Genomic DNA, 19,438 nt, shown 5'->3' on the forward strand with positions numbered 1-19,438 from the left:
ATCTGAAATAGATCGAATTCAAGTCGTGACTGGACTTGATGTTGAAAACCCAGTGTTTATCTACCCACAGCCTAACTTTCAACTAAATTTTTAGGAACGCAAATAGATGAACATCGCCACAAATAGCTCAGCCAAACTTACGACCAACATTCACCTCACCCTTAACAATATGAGTCCTATTGCTCGGATATCTGCCCAGATGTTGGTAAATACGATCGCAATTGTCCTAATTGGCTGGATCTATATTCCTGCTACCAATGCTCAACCCACAACACCAGCTCCAGAAACTACTCCCCCACCGCCGCAAGATGCTACCCCACCGACACCAAAACAAAGCAGCTATTTTGGCTTCGGCGGAAATATCGGCATTCAAGGGAGCACTACTTCTCTATCACAAGGCAGTTTTTCATTACTAAATAAGCAGGTTTTAACTGACAATCTAGCGATACATGGTGCGATGACAATATTTGGTAGTTCGGTTTCTTCTCACTCTGTTGCATTGACATTCAATCAGCCGATCTCCAATAACGATCTACCGATCGTTTTCACTCCATTTATCGGTGGGGGCATCATCGTACATTATGAAGATGGCACCAAAATTAATCCCCTAGTTACAGGTGGGATTGATGCTAGTACACCTTTTGGTCTAACCGGAACGTTACGGATTAATGCCGGATTTATCAACGATCGACAAGCTGATATCGGCATCCTGTTTGGTATTGGCAAAAACTATTAATATATACTCGTTCTTGAAAATTTTTACGTTCCGATCGCATATTTATTATCCACATAAAAAATATTTTTCTATGTGGATACAATCAAATTGGATAGTTTACGCTCTTCAGTATTGTCGAGATTTATTAAATCTAATGGCATGTATAACATGGATGGTTATTTATGATTGAGATGGAAAATATTATTAAAACCTATCAGCTAGGTGAAGTCCAAGTTCCCGTACTCAAAGGAATTAATTTGCACGTTGAGGAGGGAGATTATATCTCAATAATGGGAGCATCTGGCTCGGGCAAATCAACATTAATGAATATTATTGGGTGTCTCGATCGACCGACTGATGGCGCGTACTATTTAGACAATCTAGATCTCACGAAATTAGCAAAAGACGATCTAGCCTACATCCGCAATCAATATATCGGTTTTGTCTTTCAACAATTTAATCTATTAACACGTTCTACCGCGTTAGAAAATGTGATGTTACCGATGATTTATGGCGGCATTCCCAAATCAGAGCGACGAGAGCGAGCAGAAGCAGCTTTGATTAATGTCGGCTTGAGAGATCGACTAACTAATCGTCCCAGTCAATTGTCGGGCGGACAACAACAACGCGTCGCGATCGCACGAGCTTTAGTCAACCAACCCGCACTCCTACTCGCTGACGAACCCACTGGCGCACTCGATACCCAAACATCACAAGAAGTGATGAAGTTATTTGACAATCTCAATGCCCAAGGCATCACGATCGTCATTATTACTCACGAACCAGAGATTGCCGCCCAAACTCATCGCCAAATTGTCATGCAAGATGGTCTAATTGTGGGCTGAATCGTGTCAGTTTGCTCGAGTAGACCTCGGTTATTTGTTAAGATCGGCAGATAACGATCGATCTCAAAAATCCATGAACTGGCTCGCGCACATTTTACTTTCCGAACCAACTGTCGAAAATCGTCTGGGCAATCTCTTGGGCGATCTGGTAAAAGGGAAAGAGCTAGATGGACTCGATATCCCGTTGCGGCGAGGTGTCGATCGACATTACGCGATCGATAAATTTACCGATACTCATCCAATTTTCAGAATCAGCAAACACAGAATCGACAAACAATATAGTAAATTTGCAGGTATATTAATCGATGTCATCTACGACCACTTTTTAGTTAAAAATTGGTCGCTCTATTCCGATACGATTTTTACTGCTTTTACAGCAGAAATCTCCAGCTCATTTCGTGATTATTCAGGTGAAATTCCGCAATCGGCAAGAGCGGTCATCGATCGGATGATAAACGGCGATTGGTTGAATAGTTATCGGTATTTATCGGGTGTCGAAACTGCTTTGCAAAGAATCGACTATCGCATCGCAGTCCGCATGGGCGACAGAATTAAGCTCGTCGATGCCATGCCCATCCTCGAACGAGAGTATCTTAGCCTCGATCGAGATTTTAATCTCTTTTTCCCCCAACTCCAACACCACATCCTCCACTGGAACAATCCCCTCCTCGGAGGGGTGCCCAACGGGCGGGGTGGGTAAGATCTATACCACCCACCGATTTCCTCCCACATGATTCTTATCGATCGATTAAATCTGGATGTAGCTGTCGATCTTGAGTCAGTTGAGATCGAGCGGATGCTGTGGGGATGGCGTACCCACCACGCCCTACGGGCACCCCTGTCTTGTCTCGCATAATCCGGGAGTTTCCCTCCCGGATTATGCGAGCCGCTCCTGGGAGGGGATTTTTTAGAGGTTTACCATTTGCATCATGGCGGTGGGGTAGCGATCGCCGGATGCGGCACCTTTAGGTAAAATTGCATCGATCCGATCGAGTTCTGCATCCGTTAACTTGATATCCAATGCACCGAGATTGTCGAGCAAATAGGAAACCCGCTTAGTACCGGGAATCGGCACGATATCCTCGCCTTGCTGGAGCAACCAGGCGATCGCCAATTGAGCGGGCGTGCACTTTTTCTCGCGCGCCATCTGCTGCACCTGTGCGACTAAATCTAAATTGCGCCCAAAATTATCGCCCTGAAAGCGCGGTGAGGTGCGTCGCCAGTCGTTTGGTTCTAAATCGTCAAAAGTCTTGATTTCCCCAGTAAGAAAGCCGCGTCCGAGGGGACTCCAAGGCACAAATCCAATCTGGAGTTCGCGGCAAGTCGGCAAGATTTCATCTTCTACATCGCGACTCCAGAGCGAGTACTCGCTTTGCAATGCGGCGATCGGATGTACGGCATGAGCGCGGCGAATCGTGGCTGCGGATGCCTCTGATAGTCCCAAAAATCGGACTTTACCTTCTTTGACTAATTCCGCCATCGTCCCCACGGTATCTTCGATGGGCGTATTCGGATCGACGCGATGTTGGTAGTATAAGTCGATCGTCTCTACTTCCAATCGCCGCAAACTAGCCTCGCAAGCCGAGCGCACGTATTCGGGGCGACCGTTGACTGGGATAGTATATCCGCCCGTGCTCACGTCGCTGAGGCCAAATTTGGTGGCAATGACGACCTTTTCGCGACGATCGCCAATTGCTTTACCGATCAGCGTTTCATTATGCCCCTTGCCATAAGCATCAGCGGTATCGAGGAAGTTAACACCCAGATCGATCGCGCGATGGATGGTAGCAATCGCCTCTGCTTCGTCGGCAACACCATACACCCCCGACATGCCCATACAACCTAATCCCAGAGCCGAAACCACCAGTCCTTTGTCGCCAAGTTTGCGAGTTTGCATCTATTTGGATCTCCTGTAACTCCTTTAATTTTAAGGTAACCGTTCGCAGGGAGCGTTTCAAGACGATGGAATAGGTGGATGGGTGGATGGGTAAATGGGTAATGGGTACTGGCAACCTCATCCTGTCGATCCTGCTTGGTATGCTTTCTTAGCTTGATTCGCTAACCCGATCGATTCAATGAGCTAAAATAGACCCATTAGGTAAAATATGCAGCAATAGAGCCAATGCTAACCCAGCTTAGAGGACTGTAAAAAGAGGTAATTATCAATTATCTTTTGAGGTCGAAAATAGCCCAGTTAGTCGAACAGCAATCTAGTACCTAATTTAGCCGATCTAACCTAGAAGCAGAGGTGCGCTCTTTGATGATTTCTGCAACCGAAAATTTTCCACAATTCACCCCTTTAGAATACCTGGAGTGGGAGGCAAAACAAGAGCTGCGTTATGAGTTTATCGATGGCAAAGTTTGTCCGATCGCCAATGAAACTCTCGATCGAGCTATAATTGCAACGACAAACTTGAGCAGTATGCTGCAAGAGTATTTAAAATGCACCATTTGTCGAGTATTTGGTGCCAATGTCAAAGTCCAAACATTAGAATCTAATTCTTTTTGTTATCCCGATCTTAGCGTCAGCGGCGACGTTCACGATCGCAGTGCCAATAATTTTATCAGTCATCCCTGTCTGATTGTGGAAGTTTTATCGCCGACTACCGAAGTGTACGACAGAGGCGATAAGTTTGCCTTGTATCGTCAGTCGCCTAGTTTACAAGAATATGTGTTAGTTAGTACCGATCGAATACACTTGGACGTATATCGACAGCCAACAGCGGGAATCTGGGAATTTAGTGCTTATAGTTCTGGCGATCCGATCGAATTAATCAGTGTTAATTTGAGTTTTGAGATCGATCGAGTTTATGATGAGATTGTATTTTAAATAGGACATTAATATTAGTTTATCTCAATTTTAAGCTTGCTATATTAGCGAAAGAGTTGGGCAATATCGATCGACAGATCGGGAAAAGCTAGCGTAGATATATTACCACTACTCAAACGAATTTCCGCTCTATATTCATTGGCATTGAGATCTCTAAAGACAACTAATTCTGATGTTTGCAAATTCATTACCCAATATTCGGGGATACCTGCAAGCGCATATAGATCTCGTTTTACACCCAAATCTTTGATTAGAGTACTATCGGCAATCTCGATTAACCAAAATATATCTGCAGGGAATGGATGTCGAGTTTGATAGAGAGTATCGGGAGTTCTGACAATCGCAATATCTGGCTCTGGCTCTGAGTTATTTGGTAAAGTAATCGGATGAGCTTCACTCACTTCTGCTCGATCTCCTAACAGCGAACGGAGATATTTAGCTGTTCCCCGACAATAAAAGGAGTGCGCGACACCTTCTGGTGACATCTCAATGATTTCCCCATTAATTAGTTCTACAGATCGATCGTCTAACAATCCCGATCTAATCATCTGGTGGTAATCAGTTAAACTCCATTTAGCAGTAATTAGAGTCATCAATTTTTTCCAAATAACTAAACTAATTTTAGCAGAAAATGTGAATCAGAAAGATTTAGTTTGTATAGCCAGCATATTCGATCTGCAAGAATGCTGTCAGGTGGGCTACCCTGCGGGATAACCGACGACAACCAATGTAAATCTAAACATTGACGACTATAGTCATTCCAGATAAAAGTGAGACAGTCAGATATCCTCAAACCTTTACAAATAGGGGCTTAGCTTGGAGCGGGTTGTCTCAGACTTAATCGAAATGACTATAATTTACCCCGTAACCGATCGGATCGATCGCGTCATCGGGCTACTTTTTCAAACTTCAACTCCTTGTTATTTTTATATATTACCAACAAGCTTGCTTCGCAATTGTTTGATTCGATCGCGTAGTGTGGCTGCTTTTTCAAACTCCAACTCTTTGGCGGCTACTTTCATTTCTGCTTCCAGTTGGACGATTAGATCCGGGATTTGTTCGAGCGATAATTCATCGACATGCTCGATGACTGTCTCCAATTGTTGAGCGTTTAAGCGACGGGAAAGATCGAGGAATTGCAGGATTGAATTACTACCTGTCTTGACGATCGATTGGGGCGTGATATTATTTAATTTATTATGCGCCATCTGAATCCCTCGACGGCGTTCCGTTTCATCGATCGCGGCAATCATGCTATCTGTTAATTTATCGGCATATAAGATCGCTTGTCCGCGAATATGTCGCGCCGCACGTCCGATTGTTTGAATTAGAGATCGCGTCGAACGTAAGAAACCTTCTTTATCGGCATCGAGAATTGCGACTAAAGATACTTCTGGTAAATCCAAACCTTCCCGTAATAAGTTCACCCCAATTAAGACATCAAATTCACCATTACGCAAACCTTGAATAATTTCGATGCGTTCGATCGATTGAACTTCTGAATGGAGATATTTTACTCGCACACTGCGTTCGTGAAAATATTCCGTCAAATCTTCCGCCATCCGTTTGGTGAGCGTCGTAATTAATACGCGTTCGTTGAGTTTGACTCGATCGCGAATTTCACCTAATAAATCGTCTACTTGTCCCTCTGTCGGACGCACGAAGATTTCTGGATCGATTACTCCCGTCGGACGGATGATTTGTTGGGCGATCCGATCCTCTGAGAGTTCCATTTCCCACTCACCAGGGGTTGCCGAAACAAAAATACATTGATTCACCTTCTCCCAGAATTCATCCGCCTTTAACGGGCGATTATCTGCCGCACTGGGCAACCGGAAACCATGATCGATCAGTACGGTTTTGCGCGCTCGATCGCCATTGTACATGCCACGAATTTGCGGAACGGTAACGTGAGATTCATCGACGACCAATAACCAATCATCATCGAAATAATCCAACAAACATTCAGGCGGATCGCCAGCTTTGCGTCGAGCTAAATGGCGGGAATAATTTTCCACCCCATTACAAAAACCTACTTCCCGCAACATTTCTAAATCGTAGCGAGTCCGTTGGTCGATGCGTTGAGCTTCGATTAATTTACCATTAGTTTCTAACTCGACGATCCGCTCTTTTAACTCTGCATCGATATCATTGCAAGCAGCTTCTAAAGTATCTTCAGGCGTCACAAAGTGCCGCGCTGGATAGATATTCAAACCGCCTAATGTATTAAGAATTTCCCCCGTTACCGGATCGACATACCGAATCGCTTCAATTTCATCACCAAAAAATTCCACCCGCACGATCCGATCTTCGTAAGCAGGGCCAATTTCAACAACATCGCCACGTACCCGAAAATTACCGCGTTTGAGGTCGATATCATTGCGACTATATTGCACCGAAACTAATTGCCGCAACATCTCCCGCTGGTCGATTTCCATCCCCACCTTCAGCGGAATTGCCGCCTTCAGATATTCAGCAGGCGTACCCAAACCATAAATACAACTAATCGACGCGACTACGATTACATGTCGATGCTCGAATAAAGATCGAGTCGCCGAATGCCGCAACATATCGATTTCATCATTAATTGCCGATGCTTTTTCGATGAAAGTATCACTGACGGCAATATAAGCCTCCGGCTGATAATAATCGTAATAAGAAACAAAATACTCGACGGCATTATGCGGGAAAAATTGCCGCAACTCGTTACACAATTGCGCGGCTAATGTCTTATTATGAGCTAATACTAATGTCGGTTTCTGATGCTGCGCGATCGTCGCCGCGATCGTAAATGTTTTGCCCGTACCCGTCGCACCGAGGAGAGTCTGAAACCGCTGTTCGGATTTTAACCCAGCCACGAGCTGCTCGATCGCCGCAGGTTGGTCGCCAGTGGGTTTAAATGGTGCTTCCAGTTGAAATTCGTTATCGTCCATGCGTCTTATTACTACCAGTTACACAGAACAAAAGACCAGATTGCCTAAAATCGGTCGTTACATTCTAGCGCAGTTTGATGGGGAAGGGGTAATTGTGTACCAGGCATATCGCCCCGAAATTGGGCACTTTGCGGCGACTCACGGCTACTTCGGCGGCGACCACTTTAGCACGACGCGGATGAGCTGGATTAAGCCCAATTTCCTCTGGATGATGTATCGCTCCGGCTGGGGTCAAAAGGAGGGTCAGGAGGTGGTTTTGGCTGTTAAGATTAAGCGCGAAGCCTTCGATACGATCTTGGCTAACGCCGTCCGTTCTAGTTACAATCCCGATCTCTACCCCACTGAGAAAGAAATGTACCCTTCTAGGGATAATTCTCGCAAATATGGCCGAATCGAAGCATCGAAGCATAGCTTTTACCACTATTGGGAAAATTAATAAGCTGCTGACATTTGCTGTTAAAATTCCTGAAAAATAGATCTCCTGTGGCTAGACTATGTTCGGCAAAATAATCGGCGATTTCATTCAGATCTCGACTAGCCAGAACATTGATAACATAGCGACTCATAAGCTATGCCTGACGAATCTGCTGGAAACGTTCTAAAATTCCATTCACAAATGTTTCACCATCAATCGGCGGTGTCCGATCGGATGCAGAAATAGCTTCATCAATTTTGACACCTACTTGCCGACTCCACTCACTATCGGCACGGTCGTATTCATCTAGCAATCTTAGTGCAATTTCCAGAATTTCTTGAGCAGAGTTATATTTTCCCGCTTGCAGTTTAGTTTTAATAAATTGTTCTTGGTCGGGTGTAAGACTGATACTCATGAGTTCGCTTAAGTTGAATCTGACACGATCGGCACGATTTTATTTTAGCCGATGCTCTTTTCAAAAGATACTCCCTTCCTGCCTTAAGAGTATCAATAATGCTTGGGTTTTATATTCGATCGAACAACAGACCGAAGGGAAAGCCAGATTGGTATATTGTTATTATCGAACAGAATGTCGGTTATGACTATACTCCCACCTCACATCAACGGATCGGCAAGTCCAGAGTTCGATCGATCGCACTTACACCAATTCGTCCAGTGCATCGATCGAGAATTATTGCCGCAGCTTCAACTCCAAAATAATTCTACCCACAACAATCCAGTGGTGGTCGATCGGCTACCAATTCCCTGGCAGAAGTTGGGTGCTGGCAATTATGCCGCAGTATTTTCTCATCCCGAATATCCCCACCAAGTGGTCAAGATTTATGCTCCAGGCATGGCTGGTTTTGAAGAAGAAATTGAGGTGTATCGGCGACTCGGGACTCACCCAGCTTACTCGGAATGTCTGTATGCTGGCGCAAATTTCTTGGTACTCAAACGGCTCTATGGCACCACTCTCTATGACAGCGTACATCAGGGATTGAGTATTCCGCCGCAAGTTATTATTGATATCGATCGAGCCTTGGATGATGCGCGTGCGCGAGGGCTAAATCCCTCCGATGTACACGGGCGGAATGTCATGATGGATCGCGGCAGAGGATTCGTGGTGGATGTCTCTGACTTTTTACATCAGGGCACTTGCCTTAAATGGCAGCACTTAAAACGAGCTTATTATTGGCTATATCGACCAATTATCCAGCCATTGAAATTACACATTCCTTACCCATTGCTAGATGTTGTGCGCAAGAGCTACCGATATTACCGTCGGCTGCTTTAAATTAATTGACAATTAAGTTTAATTGAGGGCTAATTTCTAACATATCCATTCTCCTCAAAATGCACGGAGTGGCAGCACTAGCTTGGCGGCGATAGACTAAATCGTTAACTGCATTCAAGACAGAACTTATAATGTACCGTATGGATTGCACCACAACTACCACAATGAATCGCTAATACGCCCGAACTCGATCGAGCTGTCGATTTCTGCCAGATTGAGGTGGACTATAATAGAGCTAGAACTTAGACACAAGTAGCCAATAGGCGATCGTCAGGTAATGCGTGAAACCAGTTATGATGTGGTGCTCTACGGTGCCAGTGGCTTTGTGGGTAAGCAAACCGTCCGGTATTTTGCCGAACGTGCTGGCAATGAGGTGCGGTGGGCGATCGCGGGTCGAGATCGGAACAAGCTAGAATCAGTCAGGGCAGAAGTACGCATCGATGTCGATATTCTCGTCGCCGATAGTCAAGATAGATCAGCCATCGACGCGATCGTTTCTCAAACGCGAGTATTATTAAACACGGCTGGGCCATTTGCGCTGTACGGCAATGCGATCGTCGATGCTTGCGTCCGTTACCGTACCCATTATGTCGATATTACAGGCGAAACGCCGTGGGTAAAAGGATTAATCGATCGATATCACGTTCAAGCTGCCACCGATGGGACGCGGATTATTCCCTGCTGTGGCTTTGATTCGGTACCATCCGATTTGGGTACTTATTTGCTGGTGCGTTATCTCCAGCGCGAACTGGGTACTAATTGTACTCATGTGAAAGCTTATTTTCAGGCGGCTGGTGGTTTCAATGGCGGGACGCTGGCGAGTGGTTTGAATATTTTCGATAGCGGCGAACTAGAGCAAGTCGGCAATCCGTTTTTACTCAATCCGCCGGAATCTGTCCCCACAGATGTAGACAGACATCGCGATCCTACTGCTCCCCAGTACGATACCGAGATGGAGACTTGGGTTTCGCCATTTTTCATGGGTGTCGTCAATACGCGCATCGTCCGCCGCAGTGGGGCATTATTCGATCGATGGCAGGAATCTTATGGCGCGGATTTTAGCTATCAAGAGTACTTCAAATTCAACCAGCCGTGGGCATGGCTTCAGTCTGCGGCAATGGTAGGGGGTCTGGCTGTAATTGGTGGTGCGATTGCGATCCCGCCCCTACGTTCTTTCATAGAATCGATTATCCCGCAAGTTGGGAGCGGGCCGACAGAGCAAACGATGAATGCAGGTTGGTTTCGGTGCGAACTGTTGGGATGGGGTAGCCAAGGGCAACGGGTGCGGGGGCTGATTGCGGATGTGGGCGATCCTGGCAATCGCGCTACGGTGAAGTTTGTCTGCGAGTCGGCATTATGTTTGGTGGTGGATTTCGACAGGTTGCCAGGAGGGGCGCAGCGGGGTGGAATTTTGACGCCAGCGACAGGATTGGGCGATGTATTGGTAGAGCGGCTACAGGGGGCAGGAATGCGCCTGGAAGTTGAGACGATAATCTAAATTAAGTAGATAGTAACCTTATTTACGCCGTAGACTACTAGTGCTTAGTGTAGACCCAGGGTACCCACCTACCGTGTATACACAAGTCTGGAGGGAAGCGAAAACCCTAAAAATCCCCCTGTCTTGTCTCCCTAATCCGTCGGGGAACCCGACGTTGGCGCAGCCACTCCAAAGGAGTTACGGGAGCCGCTAAATCCCCATTGAAAAGGGGGACTTTGACCGGATCTTAGCCCCCTTTTTAAGGGGGTTTGGGGGATTTAGATCTAGAAACGAAGTCAATCAGACTTGTGTATACACGGTAGGGGTACCCACAAGGGGCACCCCTACAGATTAATTGCGTAAGGGTGCCCCTGTCTTGTCGTTTTTTTATTCGGGGGGAACCCCCGAATAAAAACGCCGCTTGTGGGTACCCGACTATCTCTACTAAGCACTAGTCTTTCCGTATTGGTGCAAGATGTGAGCTTATCGATTCGTTCAATTGGCAAAAGCGTAAGTTAAGGTCGCACCGCTCGATTGCCACCAATTAACTCTCTAGTTGGGACTAAATGTTAGTCTTCGTCCCAACCTTCGACGTCGAGTAACTCGCTGACTGGATCTTGGAGTGTGAACCCGAACTCTAAGAGTTCATTTTTCCAATATTGCCACTTATCGCCATACAGAAAGGCAATCTTCCAAATTCGATCGCTCGGACTGAGAATCTTGGATGCTACCAAAGATTCGACTTGACGTTGCATTTTCACCATTGGGTGAAGCACTTGCTGAGTCATAGATAAAGATTTAATTGTTTTAATGCTTAATGTGAAACTATTTTCCTGCTAAATACTCGTGCTAGCTCTAGTAATGCGATTTGCTAGGAAAATCTACCTTTCTACTTGTACCGCACAACAGTGTAAATTGTCAAACTTAATTTGGGTGAGTATTTTTACAAGCTTTATAGATATAGTCGGAGATTTTATCTGGGTTTGTCAGTGTGGATGTTGCGATCGGGCGGTTGGGTTATTACCCTCAGCTCCAAATCGGATGCGAGTGGGGCTGCTAATTTCGATTTAGCTAGTTCAGCGCGCAGGGTCAAAATTTATAATTGATTTTTTCTTTTGCGAGTGGGGCTGCTAATTTCGATTTAGCTAGTTCAGCGCGCAGGGTCAAAATTTATAATTGATTTTTTCTTTGGATTCGACGATTTTACCTGTCGCGAACCAAGTATCGAGCAATTGTTTGACTTCTGGCTCGCTTGGTTGATATTTAGAGAGGATCGACTTGAGATAGGTGTATAAAGTCGCTCTTTTTTTCGGCCTGCTTTTAGGAATTACCGCAGATAATTTAGCTACGGCGATATCGGATAAAAAATCTTGAGAATGTGTTAGATCAGCTCGCCCAGAGAGCAGTTCCAAACTATCGATGCGACGACAGGAAATACCCAACTTGCCCAGATGTTGGATTAATGGGTCGAAACCACGATCGCGTGAGAGAATAACATAGCTAGATGTGGGCGATTGCAGACTTACTTGGCCGAGGTAAAAGGCAATATGAAAGTCTAGCGCATTTGGCCCTGTTTCTTCGACGCCGATCCACTCCACTGCTGCACCCAATTGATGCGCCTCGCGCACTAGCTCGAAGGGAATCTTAACTTGAGCGCAGCCGACAAAAATGAAAATCTTGAGATTGGGTCGTTGCAGACTAGACAATCTTACTTGAGTAACATTTTCATAATCGATAAACAAAATTGTGGATGGAGTGGCTTTCTCGATCGATGTCATCTAGCCCAGATTCAGTGAGTTGACGGGAACTTCGTCCCATGAGGCGACAGTGCGCAGTCTTGCAATCCAGCCTAGTTGCTTTTGCTCGGTCGTGAGATTCCGATCGAAAGATTCGTGACAGTCTCTGGCTAGTTCTTCACTACGTGAAGCGATGCAGGCATACATCAAGCCGCCAGGATCTAATTGCTCGTTTATCCAGATTGTTAACATCGATCCCCCTCCTGAATATGTATCTTAGTTATCTAAATTTTAATCCTTATTGAGGCATTCGTGCCCAGTCTTAACAATTTCATTGTTTCTATTGCCTAAATCTAGCCAGTGTTTCGGCACTCATCCGACAAATTTTCCAGTCAGGTAACACAGTCGCACCCAAACTTTGATAAAACTCGATCGCGTTTTGATTCCAGTCTAGTACAGACCACTCTAACCGCCCGCAACCGCGATCGTGGGCAATTTTGGCCACAGTAGTCATCAAAGCTTTGCCGACCCCTTGGCGGCGATATTCGGGACGCACGAACACATCTTCGAGGTAAAGTCCCGGTTGGGTGAGAAAGGTCGAGTAGCTATGAAAAAATAAAGCAAACCCGATCCCTAGATCGTCTAATTCTGCCACGATGACCTCAGCATAAGGTCGATCTCCAAATAAATGCGATCGCAATTGTTCGGTATTTCCCGTCACTCGATCGGTCAATTTTTCATACTCCGCTAACCCTCGAATTAACTCAAAAATAATATCGACATCTTTCTCTTCAGCAGCTCTGATTTTTAGCATGTATTTAGGTATTAGGAAGAAGGCAGAAGGCAGAAGGAAATATCGATCTAAATTAGAACATTCTTGTCAAACTATCAACCATCAACTATCAACTATCAACTAACTCACCATCCTTGCATCTCTACTAACTCAATACATAATTGATTGATGGCAGGGAGATCGGGATGATGCGGAAGGAGGGAATCACTATAAGCTCGATCGAGTTCGGCGACTAAATTATCTGCAAGAGCTGTTACTTGCTCGTATGTTAATTCACCATTGAGAATCGCCATAAATTCATCGGCATCGCCAACTTCCTGGCGATCGACAAATACTTCACCCGATCGTAAAATTTCTAAGCCACTGCGTAATAAGCGGATGCAGTGCATCGCATGTTTGAGATCGAAACCCGATTGTTTTTCCATCCCCGCACGGGTAGGGTTGCGATTGGTTTGCCAGGATTGGTAAGCATTCCATTCGCGCAAGGCATTTTGATAGTGCTGACTTTTTTGGAGCAATTTAATAAAGTCGCCGCGACTATTCGTCAGATTTTGGGTGTATTCTAATACCTCATCGGTGAGATTGTGCTGTTTTAATAATCCCTTATAATCGATGTCACCAGTTAATAATTGATGCAGCTCCTGAGCTTCGGCTAGATATTCAATCTTGCCGCGTACTAGAGCATACAGATATTCGAGGAAAGCATTTAACTCTTCTTTACTTAATGGGCGTTCTCCTGTCAAACCAAATTTTTCGGGTGTTGGCTTTTCTTGAGGCGGATTGAGCAGCCATTTTCGATGAGATTCAATTTTCTTGATTTGGGCAAAAGCATACCCAGAATAAGTATGTTTGACCCTCTTGCTCAGGAACATCCGGCGATTCTGGATTAAATATTTACCGACTTCCGTTTTGACTGGGTACTGTTTGAGCCAGAGTAGTTCGATGATATTGGGATTGGCACCAGCCAATAGTTGAATGAATTTTTTTAGCTCGTAAATAACTGTATCTTTCTGTCCGTTAAGAAATTCAAATATCCCCGATTCGGTATCCCAACCACCCTCTTTTTGCTCGACTTTATCGAAACCTAAATAATATGGTTTTCCCGCAATAAATACTCCCCGATAGTCGAGATCGGAACCAGGACGGCTCAAGCCATAACCATGACTACCAGCCAAGCCAATCAGGATCGTGCGTTGTTCGACTTCTAGACGTTGCATGGGGAGTAGAGGGTGGATAAGTGGATGGATGGATGAGTATGTGGATAGCGGTTGAGAGAACTTGCTTTCCCGACTCCCCCCACCCTTAAGCTGATTGATGTAAGATTAAGCGATTACCATCTGGGTCGTAGGCATAGATTTCGCGACCGTGAGAGGCGGTGGTAATTTGCCCTGGGGGTGCATAGCCGAGTTTGGCTAATTTAGCGATCGAGTCTTCTAGGCTCTCAACCTCCAAACACATGCTCATCCCGCTTTGGTTGGGATGCCCAAATTCCTCGCGATGCTTGGGGTGTGGGCAAAAAATTCCCAATTTCAATCCGGCGATGGAGAACTCTGCATAGACATTAGGAATCGATCGATCGGGTGCAATCTCCAGGAATTGGGTATAAAAGTCTACGATGCGATCGAAATTAATACTGGCGATCGTGACGAGAGCGGAGGTAAGCATGAATATTACAATATTAACTTCAAATCGCAAACTGGCAAATGGGTTTATAATTGGCTACGCTTGGGAACTATTATAGAAACAAAGACAACTCGTAGAGATAGTTTAACGACATTAGGCGAGATGACTGGGGAGCATCGATAAGTTATGGAATTGGCACAGCGCATCACCGGGATCGAACCATCTGTCACTCTCGCCATTGCAGCCATGGCGAAAGCCATGCAGAAGGATGGCAAGGACGTTTGCAGTTTTAGTACGGGAGAACCGGACTTTGATACTCCAGCACATATCAAAGATGCTGCTAAACAAGCTTTGGATCGTGGCAAAACTAAGTATGGTGCCGCTGCTGGCGAACCACAATTACGGGAAGCGATCGCTAATAAGCTGCAACAGGATAATAACTTAAGCTATGCCCCTGCGAATATTTTAGTTACCAATGGGGGCAAGCATTCGCTCTACAATCTGATGGTGGCATTAATTAATCCTGGCGATGAAGTAATTATCCCCGCGCCGTTTTGGTTGAGTTATCCCGAAATGGTGAAATTAGTCGGCGGTATCCCCGTCATCGTCGATACCGATAGCAGTACCGATTATAAAATTACGCCCGCAGCTCTAGATGCTGCCATTACGCCCAAAACTAAGTTATTTATTCTCAATTCTCCTTCCAATCCTTCGGGGGTAGTTTATTCTCCGACTGAGTTACAAGCCTTGGCGCAGGTAATTGTCGATCGCGATATTATGGTTGTCTCGGATGAGATTTATGAAAAGATCGTTTACGATGGCGTCGAGCAAGTCAGTATCGGCGCACTGGGTAAAGAAATTTTCGAGCGCACGATTATCAGTAATGGATTTGCCAAAGCCTATGCGATGACTGGCTGGCGGATCGGTTATCTTGCCGCTCCCATCGCGCTGATTCAAGCCGCTAGTGCCCTGCAAGGGCATAGTACCTCAAATGTCTGTACCTTTGCTCAATATGGAGCGATCGCGGCTCTAGAAGGCTCGCAGGACTGTGTGGAAAACATGCGCCAAGCTTTTGCCCAGCGCAGGCAAGTTATTTTAGAACGGCTCCGGGCAATTCCAGGTTTGAGTTGTGCCAAACCCGATGGGGCGTTTTATATTTTCATCAATATCGGCAGTACGCATCTCAAGTCGCTGGAGTTTTGCCAGCAGTTGCTCGAACAACAGCAAGTCGCCGTCATTCCAGGACTACCCTTTGGTGCAGACGATCACATTCGGGTTTCGTATGCTACAGATCTCACCACGATCGAAAAAGGGATGGACAGGTTGGATAAGTTTATGAGATCGTGCGTGGGTAGCTAAAGCGATCGCGCACTCGTTTCGAGCCGCTTAAAGATCGCCTCTAACTTTGAAAGGAAGCTGAATTTCGCACTAAGATCGCTTGTCTGGATCTGCCCACATCGATGCCTGGGGCGTAGGCTTCGACTACCCGATTGGTACGCTGACACTTGACAAACAGATAGTCGCAGTCCCGACACTGAGTGCGACTGAGTTGGCCGTCGAGGAGAAGACGTTCGGCACGGGGACTGCCGCAGTTGGGGCAAATAATTTTGGTAATAGCTTGCATTTACACAATTTATCGAGATGGGTTGGGCAGTTCTACACGATCGCGATAATCTCGATCGACACTCAGCCAAATATATCGCGATCGGACTGAGGGATCGAGGTAAAACCTACTAATTTGGACTCGATCCAGTCGGGGATCGACTTTAATAACTATTGAGACACAAACATCTTGAATAGTTGTGGAATTTTTTATTAAGAAATTATAGTCCCCGATCGTCGTTGGCGGAGCCTCTGGGCATGAGCATCGCCAACCTGTGGGTACGATAAGTACAATGGCGGAGACTGATTTAATGGTTGGTTACTAGCAAACGCTTAATAAATTCCAGATCGATCGATCGCCAGATATAATGTTAAGAATCTGTCGATGGCGATCGAGATCCAAAATCATAGCCAAATTCATTATCTGGCTTTAAGTAGTGGCAGAAATCACTTCACCTTGCTCGGGCAAGGTTTTCTGCTACTGAATCAAACCAATTAGGGAGAGAACAGTAGCACCACTAGTAGCGATGAAAATTTTAGTTCTTATTTGGGAATTTCCACCACGCCTCGTTGGCGGAATTGCTCGTCATGGAGCTGAGTTGTACCCAGAGTTAGTTAAATTGGGTCATGAAATTCACCTAATTACTGTCGAGTTTTCTCAAGCACCACCGAAAGAGATTATCGAAGGTATTTACGTTCACCGCGTTCCTGTGGCTGGCTTCAGCCAAGATATCTTTAATTGGATTGGGAATATGAACGACAGCATGAGCAAGTATAGTACCAAATTAATAGAGTTATCTGATGATTTCGACTTAATTCACGCTCATGATTGGATGGTAGCAGATACGGCAATTTTGTTGAGTGAAAAGTTCCAAATTCCGATCGTGACGACGATCCATGCGACTGAATTTGGTAGGCATAGCGGCATTCACAACCCCAATAGCGAATACGTTCATTCTCAAGAAACACGCCTGGTAGAGGCTGCCACCCAAACGGTCGTTTGTAGCGAGTACATGCGCCAAGAAGTAGGCCAGATCCTCAAATGTCCGTGGGAAAGAATTAGCATCATTTATAACGGTATTCGTCCCGAGAAAAAGCAACGCCCCAAAGATTTTGATTTCTGGGATTTTCGGCGCAGATTTGCCGCCGACCACGAACAAATCGTTTATTATGTGGGACGAATGACCTATGAAAAGGGAATTTTTGTCCTCTTAAATGCCGCACCTAAAGTATTGTGGGAACTGGGCGGTAATGCTAAGTTTATCTTCATTGGCGGCGGTAATACCGATGGATTAAAACAACAAGCTTGGGATTTGGGCATTTGGGAAAAATGTTTTTTCACGGGGTTTATGTCTGATGAAGATTTAGATAAATTCCAAACCGTTGCCGACTGTGCGGTATTTCCCAGCCTTTACGAACCCTTTGGAATCGTCGCCCTCGAAAGTTTTGCCGCTAGGGTCCCAGTGGTAGTTTCTGATGCTGGCGGACTTGCAGAGGTGGTTAGGCATACCAAAACCGGAATCGTTACCTGGAGATGGGATTGCAATTCGCTCGCCTGGGGGATCTTAGAAGTACTCAAAAATCCCGGTTATGCCAAGTGGCTGACAGATAATGCCTACGACGAACTGAGCAAACGCTTTAATTGGGCGAAGATTGCCGTACAAACAGAGGTTGTCTACAAGAAGGCATTGACTAAAACCAATCAGTCTATCCCATTAAGGGGTAGGTGAGGGGAATGTTATAGAACGATATTGGCAAGTTAAATGATAATCTTCTTGGCGTGCAGCTCGCGCAGAGGCAGAAAATAAATTGCTGGTTTAGCCAGACAGTCGGAGTCGCAGCGGTATTATTTTACATTGCTGTTAGCAGTTAAGTATCGCCCGATCGTTAGTTGGCATTTTGTGTGTAACTCGATCGACACAGGGGGTACTATAATATATGTCCGATTTACTCTACAACTAATTCCTTTGAACTCAAGTTGCTCGAAAGTCGTGCCGAGTCGCCAGCCTCTTACTGACTGGCAAAAAACGGGTCTGAAATTGACTTCTAGTCAGCAAGGGCGGGATGTGGTACTCGCGATCGATTTGACTGGAAGTGTACGATTGAATGATGAAGGGAGATTGCGCCTGAAGCAGATTATTCAGGATAGTTTGCGTCCCGGCGATGCGGTATATGTTGCGCCATTTGCATCGACTGTAAACCCGTTGCAACCGCAAATAGATTGTTTAGCAGCAGATGCGGCAATTCCTTTTAGTGGCAAGCCAGCCGATATCGAGCGAATTCTTCAGAAATTACCGCTCGAATCTAGCGACGCGCTCCAGAATACTGATATTCAGATTGCGGAGGCGACAATTTATAAGGGGTTGGCGCAGTTAAATCAGTGTCGGCTCACTGCGAACAAACCAGTGAGAACGCAGTCGGTAGTATGGATTACGGATGCGCCGCTGTTAACCAAACCAGGCATCGCATCGGCTGTCTGGGTAGAGACGCCTGCCAGTAGCCCTTATCGCCAGCAAAATTCGGCACAGAGTCAGGAGCGACAAGCGTGGATCGATGCTTTACCGCTAAAATTGCGATCGCAAAACATCGGTAACTATAACTTGAGCGTGGTGGATATCGCGCCGACGGTGCAGGAATTTTGCACGCCAGCACCAGGTGGGCAAGAAACTTGCTTGATTGATAGTTATTTATTCCAACAGCTTTGGTTGCCAGTTTTGCTGAGTTCTGTGGGCATATTAACAGCACTGGCGGGTGGTATTTGGTGGTTTAGATATTGGCGGAGTCTCCAGCAAGCTTGGAAGCTGACGATTGCGGATGAAAGCGACTCGGAGCATCAGATTTGTTATCTTCGCAATCGGCAACGGCTGGGCATTGGCAGCGATATCGAATGTCAGGGGCACGATATTCGCGGTTATTTGAGGCGAGAAGGAAATCGGTTATTCCTGGAGCCGAGTGATGAGTTGCCAATTCATTACCAAAATCGCGAAGTCACTCAACGTCAGATCCTTACAGGCAGATGTATTCGGCTCCATTATCCTCACAAGTCTCGCGATTTGGAACTAATTATTACGATTAGCTAAACCGGGGCGCGGAGAGCGGGGCGTGGGGCGCGGGGCGCGGGGAGATAATGCCGTATATTAAATTAGCAACACCAAATTTTAGATACTTACTATAG

21 protein-coding genes are annotated in these 19,438 nt (G+C 45.8%); 10 read left to right on the forward strand and 11 right to left on the reverse strand.

Features of this window, described 5'->3' with window-relative positions:
• Positions 1-106 precede the first annotated feature (106 nt).
• The 3 genes from CHA6605_RS00600 (at position 107) to CHA6605_RS00610 (ending at position 2,260) form a co-directional block, all read left to right on the forward strand.
• Positions 107-736: a hypothetical protein gene (locus CHA6605_RS00600; RefSeq protein WP_015157609.1), complete on the forward strand. Its 630-nt coding sequence runs from the start codon at positions 107-109 to the stop codon at positions 734-736.
• Between the two features lie 161 nt (positions 737-897).
• Positions 898-1,560: an ABC transporter ATP-binding protein gene (locus CHA6605_RS00605; RefSeq protein WP_015157610.1), complete on the forward strand. Its 663-nt coding sequence runs from the start codon at positions 898-900 to the stop codon at positions 1,558-1,560.
• A gap of 73 nt (positions 1,561-1,633) precedes the next feature.
• A complete protein-coding gene (locus CHA6605_RS00610; protein ID WP_015157611.1) occupies positions 1,634-2,260 on the forward strand; it encodes an acyl carrier protein phosphodiesterase in 627 nt (208 codons plus the stop codon).
• 207 nt (positions 2,261-2,467) lie between these two features.
• Here the strand turns inward: CHA6605_RS00610 and CHA6605_RS00615 are convergent, their stop codons facing one another.
• Positions 2,468-3,457, reverse strand: a complete 990-nt coding sequence (locus CHA6605_RS00615) for an aldo/keto reductase (protein WP_015157612.1) — start codon at positions 3,455-3,457, stop codon at positions 2,468-2,470.
• Positions 3,458-3,820: 363 nt separating this feature from the next.
• On the opposite strand from CHA6605_RS00615, the gene CHA6605_RS00620 reads away from it, so the two are divergent.
• Positions 3,821-4,390, forward strand: a complete 570-nt coding sequence (locus tag CHA6605_RS00620; RefSeq protein ID WP_015157613.1) for a Uma2 family endonuclease — start codon at positions 3,821-3,823, stop codon at positions 4,388-4,390.
• Positions 4,391-4,434: 44 nt separating this feature from the next.
• Here CHA6605_RS00620 and CHA6605_RS00625 read toward each other — a convergent pair whose 3' ends face one another.
• Together CHA6605_RS00625 and uvrB are read right to left on the reverse strand one after the other, a co-directional pair.
• On the reverse strand, positions 4,435-4,983 hold the full coding sequence (locus CHA6605_RS00625) for a Uma2 family endonuclease (protein WP_015157614.1): 549 nt from the start codon (positions 4,981-4,983) through the stop codon (positions 4,435-4,437).
• A gap of 333 nt (positions 4,984-5,316) precedes the next feature.
• Positions 5,317-7,323, reverse strand: a complete 2,007-nt coding sequence (gene uvrB, locus CHA6605_RS00630; RefSeq protein WP_015157615.1) for an excinuclease ABC subunit UvrB — start codon at positions 7,321-7,323, stop codon at positions 5,317-5,319.
• Here uvrB and CHA6605_RS00635 point away from each other — a divergent pair.
• Positions 7,322-7,759 (forward strand): DUF4291 family protein, encoded by a 438-nt coding sequence (locus CHA6605_RS00635; protein ID WP_051038627.1) that lies wholly within the window; start codon positions 7,322-7,324, stop codon positions 7,757-7,759. The two genes, uvrB and CHA6605_RS00635, sit on opposite strands and share 2 nt — an antisense overlap.
• A gap of 133 nt (positions 7,760-7,892) precedes the next feature.
• On the opposite strand, the gene CHA6605_RS00640 is transcribed toward CHA6605_RS00635, so the two are convergent.
• A complete protein-coding gene (locus tag CHA6605_RS00640) occupies positions 7,893-8,153 on the reverse strand; it encodes a ribbon-helix-helix domain-containing protein (protein ID WP_015157618.1) in 261 nt (86 codons plus the stop codon).
• A gap of 183 nt (positions 8,154-8,336) precedes the next feature.
• On the opposite strand from CHA6605_RS00640, the gene CHA6605_RS00645 reads away from it, so the two are divergent.
• The gene (locus CHA6605_RS00645) at positions 8,337-9,032 is read left to right on the forward strand and encodes a serine/threonine-protein kinase (protein ID WP_015157619.1); all 696 of its coding nucleotides are present in this window, start codon (positions 8,337-8,339) and stop codon (positions 9,030-9,032) included.
• A 277-nt stretch (positions 9,033-9,309) separates the two neighbouring features.
• Positions 9,310-10,530 (forward strand): saccharopine dehydrogenase family protein, encoded by a 1,221-nt coding sequence (locus CHA6605_RS00650; RefSeq protein WP_015157620.1) that lies wholly within the window; start codon positions 9,310-9,312, stop codon positions 10,528-10,530.
• 548 nt (positions 10,531-11,078) lie between these two features.
• Here the strand turns inward: CHA6605_RS00650 and CHA6605_RS00655 are convergent.
• The 6 genes from CHA6605_RS00655 to CHA6605_RS00680 all read right to left on the reverse strand — a co-directional run bounded on the left by CHA6605_RS00655 (position 11,079) and on the right by CHA6605_RS00680 (position 14,703).
• Entirely contained in the window at positions 11,079-11,297 is a 219-nt protein-coding gene (locus tag CHA6605_RS00655; protein WP_015157621.1) for a DUF4327 family protein, read from the reverse strand.
• Between the two features lie 375 nt (positions 11,298-11,672).
• On the reverse strand, positions 11,673-12,287 hold the full coding sequence (locus CHA6605_RS00660) for a PIN domain-containing protein (protein ID WP_015157622.1): 615 nt from the start codon (positions 12,285-12,287) through the stop codon (positions 11,673-11,675).
• The gene (locus CHA6605_RS00665; RefSeq protein ID WP_015157623.1) at positions 12,288-12,497 is read right to left on the reverse strand and encodes a hypothetical protein; all 210 of its coding nucleotides are present in this window, start codon (positions 12,495-12,497) and stop codon (positions 12,288-12,290) included. It abuts the gene before it with no gap.
• A gap of 88 nt (positions 12,498-12,585) precedes the next feature.
• Positions 12,586-13,059, reverse strand: coding sequence for a GNAT family N-acetyltransferase (locus tag CHA6605_RS00670; RefSeq protein ID WP_015157624.1), 474 nt, complete (start codon positions 13,057-13,059; stop codon positions 12,586-12,588).
• Positions 13,060-13,163: 104 nt separating this feature from the next.
• Entirely contained in the window at positions 13,164-14,255 is a 1,092-nt protein-coding gene (locus tag CHA6605_RS00675; RefSeq protein ID WP_015157625.1) for a nucleotidyltransferase domain-containing protein, read from the reverse strand.
• An 85-nt stretch (positions 14,256-14,340) separates the two neighbouring features.
• On the reverse strand, positions 14,341-14,703 hold the full coding sequence (locus CHA6605_RS00680) for a VOC family protein (protein WP_015157626.1): 363 nt from the start codon (positions 14,701-14,703) through the stop codon (positions 14,341-14,343).
• A gap of 144 nt (positions 14,704-14,847) precedes the next feature.
• On the opposite strand from CHA6605_RS00680, the gene CHA6605_RS00685 reads away from it, so the two are divergent.
• Complete coding sequence (locus CHA6605_RS00685) at positions 14,848-16,020, forward strand: pyridoxal phosphate-dependent aminotransferase (protein ID WP_015157627.1); 1,173 nt, start codon at positions 14,848-14,850, stop codon at positions 16,018-16,020.
• A 40-nt stretch (positions 16,021-16,060) separates the two neighbouring features.
• On the opposite strand, the gene CHA6605_RS00690 is transcribed toward CHA6605_RS00685, so the two are convergent.
• On the reverse strand, positions 16,061-16,285 hold the full coding sequence (locus CHA6605_RS00690) for a hypothetical protein (RefSeq protein ID WP_015157628.1): 225 nt from the start codon (positions 16,283-16,285) through the stop codon (positions 16,061-16,063).
• Between the two features lie 505 nt (positions 16,286-16,790).
• On the opposite strand from CHA6605_RS00690, the gene CHA6605_RS00695 reads away from it, so the two are divergent.
• Positions 16,791-17,993: a glycosyltransferase family 4 protein gene (locus CHA6605_RS00695; RefSeq protein WP_015157629.1), complete on the forward strand. Its 1,203-nt coding sequence runs from the start codon at positions 16,791-16,793 to the stop codon at positions 17,991-17,993.
• Positions 17,994-18,254: 261 nt separating this feature from the next.
• Positions 18,255-19,343 (forward strand): vWA domain-containing protein, encoded by a 1,089-nt coding sequence (locus CHA6605_RS00700; RefSeq protein ID WP_015157630.1) that lies wholly within the window; start codon positions 18,255-18,257, stop codon positions 19,341-19,343.
• The last annotated feature ends 95 nt before the right edge of the window (positions 19,344-19,438 follow it).

Origin of the sequence: Chamaesiphon minutus PCC 6605 (assembly GCF_000317145.1) — a bacterium.
Lineage (GTDB): Bacteria > Cyanobacteriota > Cyanobacteriia > Cyanobacteriales > Chamaesiphonaceae > Chamaesiphon > Chamaesiphon minutus.